At 58.5% G+C, this 16733-nt stretch carries 13 protein-coding genes; 4 read left to right on the top strand and 9 right to left on the bottom strand.

Going from position 1 to position 16733, the window contains the following annotated elements:
- Window positions 1-11 precede the first annotated feature (11 nt).
- From OMR58_RS03050 to OMR58_RS03020, 7 genes are all read right to left on the bottom strand, one after another.
- The gene (locus OMR58_RS03050) at window positions 12-1007 is read right to left on the bottom strand and encodes a fimbrial protein (protein WP_200560562.1); all 996 of its coding nucleotides are present in this window, start codon (window positions 1005-1007) and stop codon (window positions 12-14) included.
- The gene (locus OMR58_RS03045; protein ID WP_205065801.1) at window positions 998-3484 is read right to left on the bottom strand and encodes a fimbria/pilus outer membrane usher protein; all 2487 of its coding nucleotides are present in this window, start codon (window positions 3482-3484) and stop codon (window positions 998-1000) included. The genes OMR58_RS03050 and OMR58_RS03045 overlap by 10 nt, the downstream gene beginning before the upstream one ends.
- A gap of 11 nt (window positions 3485-3495) precedes the next feature.
- A complete protein-coding gene (locus tag OMR58_RS03040; RefSeq protein ID WP_105592325.1) occupies window positions 3496-4197 on the bottom strand; it encodes a fimbrial biogenesis chaperone in 702 nt (233 codons plus the stop codon).
- A 92-nt stretch (window positions 4198-4289) separates the two neighbouring features.
- Window positions 4290-4898 (bottom strand): fimbrial protein, encoded by a 609-nt coding sequence (locus OMR58_RS03035; protein WP_105592134.1) that lies wholly within the window; start codon window positions 4896-4898, stop codon window positions 4290-4292.
- Between the two features lie 362 nt (window positions 4899-5260).
- A complete protein-coding gene (locus OMR58_RS03030) occupies window positions 5261-5590 on the bottom strand; it encodes a helix-turn-helix domain-containing protein (RefSeq protein WP_105592135.1) in 330 nt (109 codons plus the stop codon).
- A 74-nt stretch (window positions 5591-5664) separates the two neighbouring features.
- Complete coding sequence (locus OMR58_RS03025) at window positions 5665-8778, bottom strand: efflux RND transporter permease subunit (protein WP_264545256.1); 3114 nt, start codon at window positions 8776-8778, stop codon at window positions 5665-5667.
- 30 nt (window positions 8779-8808) lie between these two features.
- Window positions 8809-9939 carry an efflux RND transporter periplasmic adaptor subunit gene (locus OMR58_RS03020; protein WP_264545255.1) on the bottom strand — a complete coding sequence of 377 codons (1131 nt, stop codon included), beginning with the start codon at window positions 9937-9939 and terminating at the stop codon, window positions 8809-8811.
- Window positions 9940-10093: 154 nt separating this feature from the next.
- On the opposite strand from OMR58_RS03020, the gene OMR58_RS03015 reads away from it, so the two are divergent.
- On the top strand, window positions 10094-10798 hold the full coding sequence (locus OMR58_RS03015; RefSeq protein WP_200560556.1) for a response regulator: 705 nt from the start codon (window positions 10094-10096) through the stop codon (window positions 10796-10798).
- A gap of 1 nt (window position 10799) precedes the next feature.
- A complete protein-coding gene (locus OMR58_RS03010) occupies window positions 10800-11852 on the top strand; it encodes an ATP-binding protein (protein ID WP_264545254.1) in 1053 nt (350 codons plus the stop codon).
- Window positions 11853-11870: 18 nt separating this feature from the next.
- On the opposite strand, the gene OMR58_RS03005 is transcribed toward OMR58_RS03010, so the two are convergent.
- Window positions 11871-12479 (bottom strand): TetR/AcrR family transcriptional regulator, encoded by a 609-nt coding sequence (locus OMR58_RS03005; RefSeq protein WP_264545253.1) that lies wholly within the window; start codon window positions 12477-12479, stop codon window positions 11871-11873.
- 156 nt (window positions 12480-12635) lie between these two features.
- Here OMR58_RS03005 and OMR58_RS03000 point away from each other — a divergent pair, with 156 nt between their 5' ends.
- On the top strand, window positions 12636-14162 hold the full coding sequence (locus tag OMR58_RS03000; protein ID WP_264545252.1) for an MFS transporter: 1527 nt from the start codon (window positions 12636-12638) through the stop codon (window positions 14160-14162).
- A 100-nt stretch (window positions 14163-14262) separates the two neighbouring features.
- On the opposite strand, the gene OMR58_RS02995 is transcribed toward OMR58_RS03000, so the two are convergent.
- Window positions 14263-15198: a LysR family transcriptional regulator gene (locus OMR58_RS02995; protein WP_200560552.1), complete on the bottom strand. Its 936-nt coding sequence runs from the start codon at window positions 15196-15198 to the stop codon at window positions 14263-14265.
- A gap of 104 nt (window positions 15199-15302) precedes the next feature.
- Here OMR58_RS02995 and OMR58_RS02990 point away from each other — a divergent pair, with 104 nt between their 5' ends.
- Window positions 15303-16532 carry an MFS transporter gene (locus OMR58_RS02990; protein WP_200560551.1) on the top strand — a complete coding sequence of 410 codons (1230 nt, stop codon included), beginning with the start codon at window positions 15303-15305 and terminating at the stop codon, window positions 16530-16532.
- Window positions 16533-16733: the final 201 nt, after the last annotated feature.

Below are 16733 nucleotides of genomic sequence, written 5' to 3'. Positions count from 1 at the left end.
CACCTCCCGGGTTAATCGTACGTCAGGTTAAAGACCATATGAGATTCCACTTCACCGGTCGAGGTAGTCGGCAGGTACTGATAGAAACGGGCACGATACGGTAAGGTGATATAGCGCGTTTCCTGGCTCTGTAGCGTACCGATGTTGTATTTTTTATTAAACTCGATTGGCGTTCCGTCTTTCAGCACCTGAATACCGATCCCTTTTGCCGCCGAATTGCCGGTTTTTTCGTTAATCAGTGCCCCTTTGGTCGCGGTGGTATTGGTGGCCAGATTCCCGGAGAACGTCGTATTGATGTTAGCAAACCCGGAAGCGCTCAAGCCGCCGCTGCACTGCAGCTGAATATTAAAATCTCTTCCGCCCGCAGTCGTACCGACTCCGTTTAAATCGGAACGTTTAATTGCGCCCACATCAACATTCATATTAGTACCACTCAATACCGTACAGGAAGGCGAAACAATGGTGATCGCATTGGCACTCAGATAGGTGTCCAGAATGGGATTATTACCGTTCTCCCAGTCGTAGGTCGTATATTTTCCTGCCGCCAGCGTACCGCTTCCGGTGGTGGTGGCGGTTTTAATAATTTCCAGGGTGAAGCGCGACCCCTCCAGAGAATAGGTCGTGGTTCGGGTTATCGATGAGGAATAGGTATCCGGGTAGATAATATTCACCGTGGCCCCGCCGCGGCTGAAGCGCATGCCGATTCCCGGCACGTTGGTAGAAAACACCTTATTACCCAGATTGGTGCTGCCCGCCAGCGCCATCTTCGCCACAAAGCGGTTGGTGCCGGAGGTACAGGTGTAGCTTGCGCCGCCCGGCGCATTCATCGTCCAGTTTCGGGTGGCAATCACCGAACCCACCGGCAGATCGGGCGGCACCACCACCCTGCCCACCACCATATCCAGCTGTACCGTTGGCTGAGAGAGTCGGGTACAGGCTGCCCAGGCGGAGGTTGTCCCCATCATCATCAGCCCCATTAAGATAACCAGCTGCTTACTCAGCGACATACCCTTTCCTTATTGTTTTCCTGGCCCAGCTCAACGGAACACTCTCCGCCGCTCCACTTCACCACCGCGCGCCGTGCACTGGCGTCGCTGATAAACAGCATGCTGCCCTGGCCTACGACGCCAATCGCCTTGCCGTCCGCATCGTAAACGGAGGCGGCAAACGGCAGCGGCGCACGGTTTGCCTGGCGAGCCAGCAGTGTGATGTTGTTCTGAATGGACGTATTGAAGGCCACTTTCACCACGCTGTCTTCCCACGGCACCACCTGAGCCACCGTTCGCTCGAATGCAACATCGTCACTGCTGCCTTTCGGGTCAATTTCAACCGCATTGATGCGGTAGGGGCGCAGATACGGCAGAACCGCATAGCCGTTTTTATCCACGCGCGTCCCCGGTGAACCCGGCAGTTCAGCACCTGCCGCATCTTTCGCTTCGATCAGCGCCATGGTGGTGCCGGTCTCCGGCGACAGCACGATGCCGCCGCCGTGGGCAATCAGCGTCCCGCTGCCGCCCAGCCCGCTCTGGCGATAGCCCGCACCCTGACTGTAGCTGCCGTTCAGCGTGGCCAGCGGCGTACGATAGCTGCCGTTCAGCGCCACATCATGCTCGCCGCCGCTGGAGGTGGTGGTGGAAATGCCGTAGTTAAGGTTATTGCTGCTATCCAGCGAGCCGTTCACGCCAATCTGCGAGCTGCCGAAGTGCGAATTATTAAATGAGGTATTCGAGGTCAGATTTGCGGTACGCCCCTCGCCGAACCACAGCGGATAGCTGAAGTTAAGCGACACGCGGTCGTCGCGGCTGTGGCCGGAGCTGTCCGGGGTATAAACGCGCTGAGCGCCCACCGACCATGACAGGCGGCCAAACATATTGTTGTAGCTGAGCTGATACTGCTTCTCGGTGCCGGAACGGTTCCAGTAATCGGAGATACGGCCGCTAAGATAGAAGCCGCCCCAGCCGTCCGGCAGGCTCTGGTTGACGGTAAAGGTCAGGCCGTTTTTCTGCCGCCACTGGGTGTAATTGCTGTCGTAGTATTTCTCCTGATCGACCGCAAACAGCGCGTCGTTCAGGTTGTAATAACCTTTGGTGGAGTAGCGATACGCCGCCAGCACGATGCTGGTCTGGGTTTCGGTGAACATCCGGTTAAAGGTGGCGCGGTAGCTCTGGCCGTTTTCATTCAGCGTATCGCTTCTCAGCCGTGACTGGGTGATATCGAAGGAGAGCGCACCGAAACCGGTATTCATCCCGGTGCCGAGCAGGAAGGCCTGATAATCATTAAAGCCGGTAGCGCCGACATAGCCGGTAAACAGGTTATTCAGACCGTGCTGCCAGGTCGCCTGATACAGCACGGGTCGGTTGCGCAGCGAGCTGTCATCAACCTTACCGGCGGAAAGCGCATAGCGCGTCATCCCCGGGCGCAGCAGCTGCGCCACCGAGGCGTAGGGCACATTAAACACTTCTGTGCTGCCATCGGATTCTTTCACCGACACTTCCAGATCGCTGCCGTAGCCGGAAGGATAGACATCTTTTAATACAAACGGCCCCGGCGGCACGGTCGTCTGATAAATCATATTCGCGCCCTGACGGACCGTTACCAGCGCGTTACTCTGCGCCACGCCGCGGATCTCCGGCGCGTAAGAACGCATTCCGTCAGGCAGCATATTGTCGTCGGTCGCCAGATTCACACCGCGCACGCCAATGGTGTCGAAGAACTCACCGTTGGTGAAGATTTGCCCCGCGCTGACGATGGAATCGACCTGCGGCAGCGGCCGCTGTACGTAGGTCTGATTACTGCTCCAGCGCGCCTTGCCCTGCTGCTGCTGCCAGTTCAGATTCCCCACGTGCTTCAGCAGCCAGCCGTCCCAGGAGAATCCCGCATTGATGCCCAGATAGGCGCTACTGTTATCCGAACTTTCACCGGCCGAAGCGTGACTGGTCCAGGTGTTCGCCATCCAGCCCAGATTCAACGCGGTAATGCCTTTATCCCAGAATTCCGGGCTGACAAAATTTTTAAAACGCTGATCTTCATAGATTTGCGGCACGGATATTTCCAGCCGCAGAGAGGACTGAATCAGGTTATCTTTAATCGTGTCTTCGCTGTGCCACTCCGGCAAACGGCCGCAGAAGCCTTCCTGCTGGCTGAGCGTGGGGTTGAGCTTCTCGGCGGCAATACCAAACTGCGCCAGCATGGCCCGGGTGTAACAGATCCCCATTTTCCCGTCTTGATCGCGGGTGACATTGAGATCGTAGCGCCCTTTCCACTCGCCGTTGGTGTACACGTCAAGTGAGTAGGTTCCCTCGGTGATGGCGCTGGTAGAGAATCGTGACAGATCGACTTTTTCACGGCTGCCGACAATAAAACCGTCGTTAAAGGTGTAGGTCGCCCCTGGGTTTTCCTGTCCGCTGGAAACTAACGGCAAGCCGCAGAGCGCAATTGCCATCGCCGTGCGTAAACTTCCCGGGCAGAATAACTTCTGCTTCATTATTTTCACCCTTATTGAACGGCGACTTTCACAGCAACATCGGCACCATAGTCATTGATATTGTTAACAGTCAGCGTCTCGCCTTTGCTCACCGACGCGTTCAGTGCAATCACCTGGCTTGACTGTGGGGCAAGCATCACCGTTTTGCCATTGAGCGGCCTGGTGCCGTCGCGCGAAATGCGGCTGACGGTGATATAAAACGGCGTGGGGTTCGATACCGATAAGCGATTACCGCTGGCGGAGAGTGCGAGTTTCTCGGCGGCCGCATCGCGGTTGCCCAGCCCGGTCGGGCGATAGATAAACTTGAAGCGCGAACGAATCGCCAGCTGCAGGACGTTCTGCCCCTCATTTTTGCCACTGGCGACTACCGGCGGGATTTCCAGCAGGTTCAGCCACCACAGCGTCTCTTTATCTTTGGCTAAACCGGCATCGCTGCCGAGTTTGATACGCAGCGTCTGGCCGCTTTTGGCATCCACGCGGGAAATGGGCGGAGTAATAATAAACGGCGTGGTGATGGTATCCGGCGTAGCGTCGGGATTACCGTTATCCAGCCAGGTTTGCGCCAGCGCCGGGCGGTCGGCGGTGTTGGAAAGCTGCACCGTTATTTCTTTTTCATTTCCCGGATAAATAAAGCGGGTGCCGTTGACAATAATATTGTTGGCGCTGGCCGCAACACTAAAAATGGAAAAGAAAAAAAGGGCAATCGACTTCATGCTGACCTCAAAATAAAAAATAAGCGGCAGCACGTGCCGCTTTATCACTGTTTAAATCAGCCGAAAAAGGCCGTTTTAATTTCAGGCAGTAATTACTGGTAGGTAATTTCGTAAGTCGCGTAGCTGTTCACCACACCGGTGGTGACAGTAGACGGGGTGCTGGTCGCGTAGCCCACGATATAGGTGAAGCGAGCACCATCCTGTACAGCAGCAGCGTCGCCGGTTACTTTCGGCTGGGTGCTATCGCCAGGGATGATTTTGTTGGTCAGTGCGGTGGCACTGTCTGTTGCCAGAACCAGCTGAATGTTTTTAGCACCGGCGGCTTCGGTGTTCGCCAGGTAGCCCTGCTGTTTGCTGGTTGCGCCAGCCAGCAGGTTACCACCGGTCCAGTTCACGCCCAGCTTGGTCAGGTCGTCCTGCGCGGTGCCGTCAGCGGCCTGGCAGTTAGACACGTCGATGGTGAAAGATTTTGGTTTCAGCAGTGTATCAGCCGATGCACCTTTTACTTCAGTTAAGGTCACTGGAGACAGATAAACATTGGCATCGCTGCCCTGGCCATTAACGGAAACAGTACAAGAAACATCGGTCACTTTACCGAAGAAATTAACCTGACCACCACCCACATTCTGGTCAGCCGCATTAGCTGCAGACAGGCCTAAAAACGCAGTCGCCATCGCGGCGGAAAGAATTACCTTTTTCATTGCTTATCCTTGTCGGAGAGAGTTATTTATCAATTAGCCAACAGCGGTCCTGCACAAAGTCGTCGACTTTTTGCCATACGTATTTGTGCAATGGTGAATAGAAACTTCAACTGACCGGAAGCCGCAAGATTAAGGCGTCAGATAGCGAGTCTCGTTAAGGAGAGTTCGTTAATACTGTCGGCGTCAAAGAATGCTATTTCGCCGACAAATATACATTTGTTCACATCTGTCTGGAGACTGCTTTAAGAGTGGGTGGCTATTAATTTTTAATAAACAATCGCTAAAATTAATAACAAAAGTTATAAATGGACGATTTTTTAGCCAAAAAATAAGTGCATTAATGACTTTTAAGGCGAAAAACGTTAGCGCTGCGTCCGCCGCCATCGGGCAGGCGGCGCCTTAAAATAGCGGGTGAACAGGCGGGTGAACGATTGCTGGCTTTCAAAGCCGTAGCGCAGCGCAATGTCCAGAACGGTCAGTTCGGTCAGCGCCAAATCCTGCGAGGCATAATACAGTCGGCGTTCGCGAATATAACTTCCCAGGGTCTGATTCATTCGCTGACGGAAAAGGCGCTGAAAATACCATTTAGAATAACCAGAGCGGGCGGCAACATCCTGAATGTGCAGCGGCAGTCCGATATGTTCATCAATCCATGGCAGAATGTCGTCGACGGTTTCTTGCTGGAAATCCATGCTGTCCTCCTGAGTTAAAATCAGCCTGAACTCAGAGCAGGCAGCACCCTTAAGCTGCCTGCTGTGTTGTTTTATTACCGATTGAATTTGCTGGTGAGGGCACGCAGTTTATCGGCCGCAGCCATCACGAACAGGAAGAACGCAGGCACAAAGAACACCGCCAGAATTGTCCCGGTAATCATCCCACCGAATACCCCGGTGCCGATGGCGTGCTGAGTCGTCGCGCTCGCCCCGGTTGCCAGCATCAGCGGCACTACGCCGAGGGTAAAGGCCAACGAGGTCATCAGGATCGGCCGCAGGCGCATACGGGCGGCGCGCAGAGTGGCGCTGACGATATTGCCCTCTTCACGATAGAGCTGGCGGGCAAACTCAACGATTAAAATCGCATTCTTCGCCGACAGACCGATGATGGTGATCATCCCCACCTTGAAGAACACATCGTTGGACATATCGCGCAGCAGCACCGCCCCCACGGTACCCAACAGCCCCAGCGGCACCACCAGCATCACCGAAAGCGGGATGGTCCAGCTCTCATACAGTGCCGCCAGCACCAGGAATACCACCAGCATCGACAGCATCATCAGCATTGGTGCCTGCGAAGCCGACTGCAGTTCCTGCTGCGACTGCCCGGTCCACTCAACGTCAAACCCTGACGGCAGCTCCCCGGCAAGCCTCTCCATTTCGGCCATCGCATCCCCGCTTGAATAGCCCGGCGCGGCGCTACCGGCCAGACGGAAGGCGGGATAGCCCTGATAGCGAATCAGCTGTAGCGGCGAGGTTTGCCAGTCGGCCTGAACAAACTCGGACAGCGGCACCATACCGCCGCTTTTGTTGCGCACGTAGAGCGAAAGCACGTCCTTCAGATGCATACGGTACGGCGCGTCGGCCTGCACAATCACCTGCTGAATACGCCCACCGTTAGGGAAATCGTTGACGTAAGACGACCCCATCGCACCGGAGAGCGTCTGGCTGATGTCACTAAAAGTCACGCCCATCGCTTCGGCTTTCTGGCGATCGATGCGCAGGTTAATACTGGTGCCATCAGGCAGGCCATCGGGATACACATCCTGCACGACGGCACTGCCAGCCGCCGCGCCAAGCAGCATATGCAGCGCCGCCATCTGCGTTTTGTAATCGTGCCCGGCGCGATCCTCCAGCCGCAGCGTGAAGCCGGTGGAGTTACCCAGCTCGGCAATCGGCGGCGGCAGCAGGCTCATCACCGTGGCGTCAGGAACGGATGACATCGCCTCCTGCACCCAGGCTGCTTCCCCCTGTGCCGTAGCGCCAGCGCGATCGCCCCAGTCTTTCATCATGGTAAAGGCCAGCGCAGAGTTGGAGCCCGATCCGGCAAAGCTGAAACCGAGGATCGACAGGTTACGATCGACCCCAGGCCGGTCGGCGATCAGCGTCTCCAGCTTTTGCACCATGTCGCGGGTACGCTCGGTGGTCGCATCGGAAGGCAGCTGAAGCGAAGTAATGAAGTACCCCTGATCCTCTTCCGGCAGGAAAGAGGACGGCAGGACTTTAAAGCCGAAGGCCAGCACCGCGCACAGTGCCGCATACAGCAGCATCATGCGGCCGGTTTTTTTCAGCAGGCGGCCCAGCCACGACGCATAGCCGGAAGACAGCCGATCGAAGCCGCGGTTAAAGGCACTGAAAAAACGCCCTTTATGGTGTGATTCCGGGGTAATCGGCTTCAACAGGGTGGCGCAGAGCGCCGGGGTCAACGTTAACGCCAGGAACGCAGAGAACAGGATCGACACCGCCATCGACAGGGTAAACTGCCGGTAGATAATCCCTACCGAACCGCTGGCCAGCCCCATCGGGATAAATACGGCGGTCAGCACCAGCGTAATACCGATTACCGCACCGGTGATTTCACGCATTGCCTTTTCCGTCGCTTCGCGCGGCGACAGCCCTTCTTCCGCCATCAGGCGCTCGACGTTTTCCACCACCACAATCGCATCGTCGACGATAATGCCGATCGCCAGCACCATGCCAAACATCGTCAACACGTTGATAGAGAAGCCGCTCAGCATCATCACGGTGAAGGTGCCCAGCAGCGCGATAGGCGCAACGATGGCCGGAATAAAGGTATAGCGGACGTTTTGCAGGAACAGAAACATGACCAGGAATACCAGTACCATCGCCTCGATAAAGGTATGGATCACCTTTTCGATGGAGATTTTAACGAACGGCGCGGTATCAAACGGCACGGAATAGCTCATCCCCTCCGGCATGGTATTAGCCAGCTCGGCCAGCCTTGCCTGCACCGCCGCCGAGGTTTTCACCGCGTTGGCACCGGGCGACAGCTGGATCGCCGCCGCCGTAGACGGCACGCCGTTGTCACGGATAGAGAAAGAGTAAGTTTGTAATCCCAGCTCTACGCGCGCCACGTCGCCCAGCGTCACCCGTGAACCGTCGGTATTGGCCTTCAGCACGATCTGACGGAACTCCTCCGGCGTACCGAGCTGGCCGCTAACGGTCAGCGGATAGGACGAACGCTGACCGTCAACCGACGGCGAATCACCGATTCGGCCCGGTGCAATCTGCGCATTTTGCAGGCTGATGGCGTTAGTAATGTCGCTAATCGTCAGACTGTAGGAAATCAGCCGTGCGGGATCGACCCACACCCGCATCGCCTTCTCCGCGCCGAACGCCTGCACTTTCCCCACGCCCTCCACCCGGCGCAGCTCTTCCGTCAGGTTACGGGCAAAATAGTCGCTCAGATCGGCTTCGCTAAAGCGGCCCGGTGCCGAGTTCAGCCCGACGATCATCAGAAAGTTCGAGGACGCTGCCTCAACCGTCAGCCCGTTTTGCCTGACCGTCTGCGGCAGCCGCGGCTCCACCACCTTAATCTGGTTCTGCACGTCGACCTGGGCCAGCTTGATATCGGTGCCCGGCTTAAAGGTCACCGTGATCGTGCCCATTCCTGACGTATCGCTGGAGGATTCGAAGTAAAGCAGATCGTCCACGCCGGACAGTTCCCGTTCGATCAGGGAAATCACCGATTCGTTCATGGTCTGCGGCGTGGCACCGGGGTAGTTTACGGTAATCGACACGCTGGGCGGTGCCACCGACGGATACTGTGCCACCGGCAGCTGCGGAATGGCGATCAGCCCGAACAGTACGATAAACAGGGCAATAACCCAGGCAAAAATCGGGCGATTGATAAAGAATTGCGGCATCAGATTTTCCTGTACTGATTAAAACGCGGATTACGCACGGGGCTTAAGCGGAACAGCCGTTACCCGCATGCCTTCCTGCAGCTTGTCCTGGCCTTCAACAACCAGCCTTGTTCCGGCCTGCAGACCGCTTTTGACGATCTCGCCCTGGCCGCTTTCGCCCGCCAGCTCCACGCCGATTTTCCGCGCCGCGCCATCACCATCGACCGTCCAGACATAGTTGCCGTCATCAAGGCGCTGTATCGCCTGGCCGGGTATCACCAGACCGTTTTTCGCGATATGTCGGGTAATGCTGACGCGGATATACATTCCCGGCAGCAGGACGCGCGCCGGATTATCCGCCACGATGCGCAGCACCACGTCGCCGGTTTCGTTATTAACGCTCACCCCGGAGAACAGCAGCTTAGCCTGTACGTCATAGGGCTTACCGGCCTCATCCAGCAGACTGACCCGCAGCGCATTGGGGGACGGTTCATCCGCTGTCGGGCTGTCGATAATCTGGCGCAGCTCCGATGCGGGCAGACGGGCATCGACATAGACCTTTTCCGTCTGCTGAACGATAGCCATCGCCTGGGTATCCGCCGCGCTGACCAGCGCACCCTCAGTCACAAACTCCTGATCGATACGCCCGCTGACCGGGGCCTTTACCGTGGAGTACGCCAGGTCCAGCTTTTTCCGCTGTAGCGAGGCTTTGGCTTCCGCCACGCTGGCCGCCGCCTGCGCACTGTTCGCCAGTGCATCATCAAAATCCTGACGGCTGACAGCACCGCTATGCTGAATCTGGCTCAGGCGATTAGCCTTCTGCTGCAGCTGGCGGTGAGAGGCTTCAGCTCTGGCCAGTGTCGCTTCAGCCATCGCCACTTCCGCACGAAATGGCGCAGGATCGATTTGAAACAGCGGCTGACCCGCTTTGACCTCCGAGCCCTGAGCAAACAGCCGGGCGGTGACAATCCCACCGACCTGCGGCCGGATTTGTGCGGTGCGCAGGGCAACAACGCGCCCCGGCCAGCTGTGGGTCACTGACACCTCTCCCGCTTCCAGCGATGTCACCGTTACTTTGGTGGCGTCGGGCGACTGAACGGCAGTCTTATCCTCATCCTGCCCACAGCCGGCGATCGACAGGACAACAGCGGCCAGTAACAGCACCCGTCCTTTAATTTTCATAGCGGCATAATTTCCGAAAGTTATAAGAATGAAAGGCGGCAGACTAACGCGGTTTTATGCAGAATCAGTGGAGCGAATATGGAGGGAGTGTGGAGATAAAAAATAAAAATTCTGGCCTTAACAACCCCTTGCCGATGCCATATTGTGGGGTCCTATGAACACACAATTCCCAATCCTTGTCGTCGAAGACGAAGTGGAAATCGCTGAGATCGTCCAGGCGTATCTGCAACGCGATGGCTTTGACACACTCTATGCCGCCAACGGCGTCGACGCGCTTGAACTGCATGCGCGGCATAACCCCTGCCTGGTGATTCTGGATATCCGCATGCCCGGAATGAACGGCTGGCAGGTGCTCTCCGAGCTTCGTCGGCGCGGCAATACGCCGGTGCTGATGCTGACGGCCAGCGATGGCGATACCGATAAGCTCGCCGCATTGCGGATCGGTGCCGACGACTACGTAATAAAACCGTTTAATCCCGATGAGGTCGTGGCCCGCACCCACGCTATTCTCCGGCGCACGGCCTGCCAGCCGCACCCCATCGCGGCCGTCCCGCAGGTGCTAAAAACCGCCCGGCTGGCGCTCTATCCCGAGGAGTTCCGGGTGGTGAATATCAAAACCGAGGAAGAACTGGCTATCGCGCTCACCACCACCGAGTTCCGCCTGCTGGCCCACCTGATGCGTTACCCGAAAAAGGTCTTCAGCCGCCTTGAGCTGCTGGAAAACTGCCTGGCCGAGGGAGAAACCCTGGAGCGTACGGTGGACAGCCACATCAGCAAACTGCGTAAAAAGCTGGAAGAGGCCGGGATTTCAGGCATACCCGAAAGCGTGCGCGGCCTCGGCTACCGGCTGGGGGATTAGCATGAAGGGATCAGGCCTGAGTCGCCATTTAATCGTGCTGATGACGCAGGTCACCTGCTCATCAATTATTATCTCTTTCGGCGTGTATTACGTCTGGTATGGCCTGGCGCTGCTGTTTACCAATATGGAGGCGGTGGACTACGAACCGACTACCGGCGAGTGGATGCAGTTCGGCATTTCAACAGCGCTGTCGCTGGCGGTGGCGATCCTGACCGCCGTCAGATTTGCCCGCAAGGTGCTGTATCCGCTGAACTCTCTGGCCGACAGCGCGCGTAAAATCGCTGGCGGCGAACTCGGTACTCGCGCCGATGCCGGTGACCGCAGGCTGACGGAAACCGCCGCGCTGGTGGACGACTTTAATACCATGGCCGAGCGGCTGGAAACGGCCTCGGGGGAGATCACCACCTGGAATGCGGCCATCGCACACGAGCTGAGAACGCCGGTGACCATCCTGCGCGGGCGGCTACAGGGGCTGGCCGACGGCGTATTCCCACCCGACCACGCGCTGTTCGTCAATCTGGTGAAGCAGACCGAGGGCCTGGCGCGGCTGATTGAAGATCTGCGCACGCTGAGCCTGGCGGAAAGTGGTCATATGCCGCTGCACTGTGAAGACAGCGAAATCAGCCGGGAGATCTCCGCCGTGGCGGAGCTGATGCGCCCTTCGCTGGCCGAGCGCAAACTGTCGCTGGTGCTGCGGCTGGATGACATCACCCTGCACTGCGATGCTGCGCGACTTCGCCAGGCGCTGCTGGCCCTGTTGGACAATACGCGCCGCTACGCCACGCAGGGTGTCGTCATGGTGTCCTGTTTCCGCAGCCCGGAGGGTGTCACTATCGCGGTAGAGGACGAGGGGCCAGGCATCCCGGCGGAAATCGGCAGCACCCTGTTTAATACCTTCACCCGGGGCGATCAGTCGCGTTCACGGGAAAGCGGCGGCACCGGGCTGGGGCTGGCGGTGGTGCAGGCGATTGCCAAAGCCCACGGCGGAAAAGCCAGCTGCGAGACAAGCGAGCTGGGCGGCGCAGCGTTTAAGATGACGTTCCCGGATATTTAGCGATATGCCGGACGCGGGCTAGCCGCGGCCCAGCAAACGTAAAAACTGCTGTGCCAGCTGTGCGCCCAAATCGGTGCGGCTGGCGTCTTCATCGATCACCAGATTGTCCACCGCGCCGTGCATACCGTGGTACATCAGCATCGCGGTCAGACGGGGCCGATCCAATTGCCAGGCTCCCAGCGCAACCCCTTCGTTCAGCAGCGCCAGCACCTGGTCCAGCACCGCATCCCGATCCTGATTGCCGCGCGTGTGATAGTGGTGATCGTGATACAGCGCATCATGCACCGCCATGCTGTCCAGATACGCCGCCACGCAGCTCTTGCACCAGGCGTGCAGGCGGGCTATCGCATCATCCGCGGGGCAGGCATCCATCGCCAGCTGAACCCGATCGATAAACTGGCGGGTAAATCGCTCGCGCAGTGCGGCCAGCACTTCATTTTTTGACGGGAAGTAGTGATAGAACGTGCCCTTCGCCACGCCGGCATCGCGCACGATCTCACTGACCGTGGTGGCCTCAAAACCCTTAGTGATAAACAACCGCTCGGCGGCATCCATCAGCTCGTCCAGTCGAACCTCTGCCGGTTTGGTGCGCGGCTGCGGCGGTATATTTTCCTGTGGTGAATTCATTTTCGCGTCCCGTATTGCCCGGCTGCCATCGTAACCAATGTCGCTTTTCTTGACCAGAAAACCGCAAAATAGCCGCCATCAACTCATTGACCGACGGTCAGTCATTATCTATATTGAGAATCATTATCAATAAAATGACAGGATCACGGAGACGCTATGCACCGCTTACGTCGGGTTTCGCTGGTGGCAGCCATCTGCCTCGGCACCTTTATGACATCGCTGGATATCAGCATTGTTAACGTTGCGCTGCCCGCAATGCAGGCGGCACTGAATACCACGCTATCCGGGCTTCAGTGGGTGGTGGATGCCTACGCGCTCTGCCTTTCCGCCTGCATTCTCTCCTCCGGCCCGCTCAGCGCACGTTTCGGTCACAAGCGCGTGTGGCTGTGCGGCATTGCGATTTTTACCGTGGGTTCGGCCCTGTGCGCGTTTGCCGGATCGCTGCCCACTCTGCTGGCGGGGCGGGTGGTTCAGGGCATCGCCGGAGCGGCGATTATTCCGGGGGCGCTGTCGCTGTTAACTCGATCTTTTCCTGATGAATTTCAGCGTATTCGGGTCATTGGCATCTGGTCGGCGGTTAGCGCTCTGTCGCTGGTCGCCGGTCCGCTGCTCGGCGGCATCCTGGTGCATATCACCGGCTGGCAGGTGATCTTCCTGATCAACCTGCCCATCGGGATAATCACCCTGCTGCTGGGCCACTATGGCCTGCGTGAAAGCGCCTCGAAAGAGCGCCTGTCGCTGGACCCGGCCGGGCAGCTGCTGAGCGTGCTCTGGCTGGGAGCACTGACATTTGGTCTGATAGCCAGCGGCGAGCACGGCTGGCGCAGCCCGCTGAGCGCCGGTTCACTGTTCGCCGCGCTGCTGCTGTTTGCCGCATTTCTGCGGGTGGAAAAATTCGCCGTCCGCCCGCTGCTGCCGCTCGACCTGTTCCACAAGGCTGACTTTACCCTCTGCAATCTCGCTTCGGCGGTACTCGGCTTTTCCGCCTACAGCAGCGTCTTCTTTGTTTCTCTGTTTCTGCAGCAGGCGCAGGGATGGAACTCGCTGGAAACCGGCTGGCGCATGGCACCGGAATTCATTGCTATGGCGATAGTTGCGATGGCCTTTGGCCGTCTTTCGGCCCGTTTTAGTGTGCTGATGATGGCAGTGACCGGCTATGCGCTGATGGCTGTGGGTCTGCTACTGATGCCACTGCTGGACGCCGGTAGTCCGGGGCTTTTCGCGAGCCTGCTGCTGGCGATACTGGGTGCAGGGATGGGGCTGGCGATGCCCGCTACCAGTGCGCTGGTGATGCGCAGTGCGCCGACGGAACGATCCGGGATCGCCTCGGCGGTAATGAATGCGCTACGGCAGGCGGGCATGACGCTGGGTATCGCCCTGCTGGGTACGCTGATGAACCTTCATGCGCAGGCCGTACTGGCTGCCAGCCTGCGAGCGGCCCGCTTCAGCCAGCCGGAGGCGTTGGCTCACGCGGCAATCGTTGAACATCACTGGCCCGCGAGCGCGGATGGTGAAAGGCTGATGCAGGAAATGGCCCGCGCGATTGCCAGTGGCTTTGGCAGCGCGATGCTGTGGGCGGGGCTGATCAGTCTGGCGATGGCGCTAATGCTAATGCTGCTGCATCCCCGTTTCCGCCAACGATCTGCCGAACCGCCGCTCGTCTCAGATGCCGCGCGGGATTGATTCGTCATCTTCCTGAATATCGCACAGGCTACGACGCGAGTGCGCTTGCAGCTCGCATGACGAGCAGAGCGGGCGGTTATCCAACGCTCGCTCGACCGGGTTATGCCGGATGCTGGGTGCCGGTCAGCGCCGGCATGGTTTCCCGCATCATCGCCAGAAACATACGCAGGCGGGCGGGATAGTAGCGCGCGTGCGGATAGACCAGATACACCGGCAGCGCCGCCGCGTGCCACTGCGGTGCCAGATGCAGCAGTTTCCCCTCGGCAAGATCCTGCTGCACCATCCACGATGAGGCAATGCCGACCCCCATCCCCGCCAGCACCGCATTACGCAGCGCATACAGGCTATCGGTCAGCAGGCGCGGCTGAATATCAAAACGCTGCACCTCGCGGCTGGCATCGTGAGTCAGCGACACGCTGTGGCGATAAAAGGTACTCAACGCCAGCCAGGGCAGATCCTGAAGCTGCTGCGGCCGTTCCGGCAGCGAACGATCGCCGAGCAGCGTGGGGGAGGCGATGACAATACGCGGGACTTCGGCCACCAGAACCGCCACCACCGACGGTTCGGTAATCGGCCCAACGTGCACCGCGCAGTCAATGCCTTCGGCAATAAAGTCCGGCGTGCGGTCGCTGAGCATCCAGTCCACGGTCATTTTTGGATAGCGCTGCAAATAGGCCTGTAGCGGCGCGATCATCTGATCCTGGCCGAAGGCATGCGGGGCCAGCACGCGCAGCACGCCCTGCGGTTCTTCCGTCACACCACGCAGATCGTCCTCTATCCCCTGCCAGCTTTCCAACAGCGAACGCGCATGAGCGTAGCAGCGCTCACCGTCTTCGGTCAGCTTCATCACGTGGGTATTGCGCTGCAAAAGCTTCAGACCCAGCAGCTTTTCCAGCGTTTGCAGGCGGCGGCTGACGGTAGGTTGGGTGGTCGACAGGCGCAGGGCGGCCGCAGACAGGCTGCCTGCTTCAACGATGCGCACAAAGGTTTGCATCAGCTCTATACGGTCGACGCCGGGTAATATGTCTTTGCTCATACGCTCATCGTATAACAGTTCTACCTGGCAGGCGACTACCAACCGTTATCGTAACGGTGAAAAATACCTGCAACTTCTGATGAAACGAACAACGGGTAACAACCATGTCAACGCAAACACATCCATCGCATAACGAACGGCCGCTGGCGGCTTCGACCGTGCTGATGCTGGCGACCGGTGCCGGCTTCAGCGTCGCCTCGATCTACTACAGCCAGCCGATGCTGGAAATTTTATCCGGCCAGCTGCACGCCAGCGTGACCGCCAGCGGCCTGGTGCCGACCCTGACACAGATTGGCTACGCGCTGGGGATACTGCTGCTGGCCCCGCTGGGCGATCGCCACGATCGTCGCACCATTATCAGCATTAAAGGGCTGCTGCTGACCCTCGCGCTGCTGCTTAGCGCCGCCGCCGGCAATATCACCGTATTGCTGGTTGCCAGCCTGGCGGTGGGAATTGCCGCCACCATGGCGCAGGATATTGTTCCGGCTGCCGCCCATCTGGCACCGGCAGCGCAGCGCGGCAAAACCGTCGGCACGGTGATGACCGGGCTGCTGTTGGGGATCTTACTTTCGCGCGTAGTGAGTGGTGTGGTGGCGCAGTACGCAGGCTGGCGCACAATGTTTATTCTTGCCGCCGTACTGGTACTGGCGATTACGCTGATCCTCTGGCGTCGCCTGCCGCATATCGCCCCGAGCACCGCGATGAGCTACCCGGAGCTGCTGGCGTCAATGCGTCATCTGTGGCTGCGCCACGGGGAACTGCGCCGCGCAGCGCTGGCACAGGGCCTGCTGTCCGTTGGCTTCAGCGCCTTCTGGTCAACGCTGGCGGTGATGCTGCACAGCCATTACGGTCTGGGTAGCGCCACGGCGGGTGCCTTTGGCCTGGCCGGTGCCGCAGGTGCGCTGGCCGCACCGCTGGCGGGAATGCTCGCCGATCGCCACGGCCCGGCCATGGTGACCCGACTGGCCACGGCGCTGGCGACCGTATCGTTTGCCGCGCTGTTCCTGCTGCCGCTGCTGCCGGTTCCGGCTCAGCTGGCGCTGATTGTTGTCTCTGCTCTCGGCTTTGATTTTGGCGTGCAGGCCACGCTGGTGTCCCACCAGACGCTGATTTTCGGTCTGGAACCTGCGGCACGCAGTCGTCTGAACGCGCTGATGTTCACCGGGGTCTTTATCGGTATGGCCGTCGGTTCTGCGCTGGGTAGCCTGATGCTGGAACGTGCAGGCTGGCCGGGCGTGGTCGCGCTGCTGACCGTGGCCGGTGCCGGTAGTTTTGTGGTGAGAATGTGGGGGCGCAGTGCGCAGGCTCAGGACGCGATAACGGCAGCAAAATAATCGGGAAACGGATGACGTATGAACCCGTCATTCAGATCCCAATTACGCCGCGGAAAACCGCGATAAACTCAAACAGTGCGAACCCTTTTATCGGGTTCGCATTTTTATAAACGCTTAGCCAATCAGCCAATCAGCCAATCAGCCAATCAGCCAATCAGCCAATCAGCCAATCAGCCAATCAGCCAATCAGCCAATCAGCCA

This window comes from Erwinia sp. INIA01 (genome assembly GCF_025947915.1).
Lineage (GTDB): Bacteria > Pseudomonadota > Gammaproteobacteria > Enterobacterales > Enterobacteriaceae > Erwinia > Erwinia coffeiphila.
The sequence above is the reverse complement of the archived record's forward strand: the minus strand, read 5'-3'. Positions and strand labels throughout refer to the sequence as shown.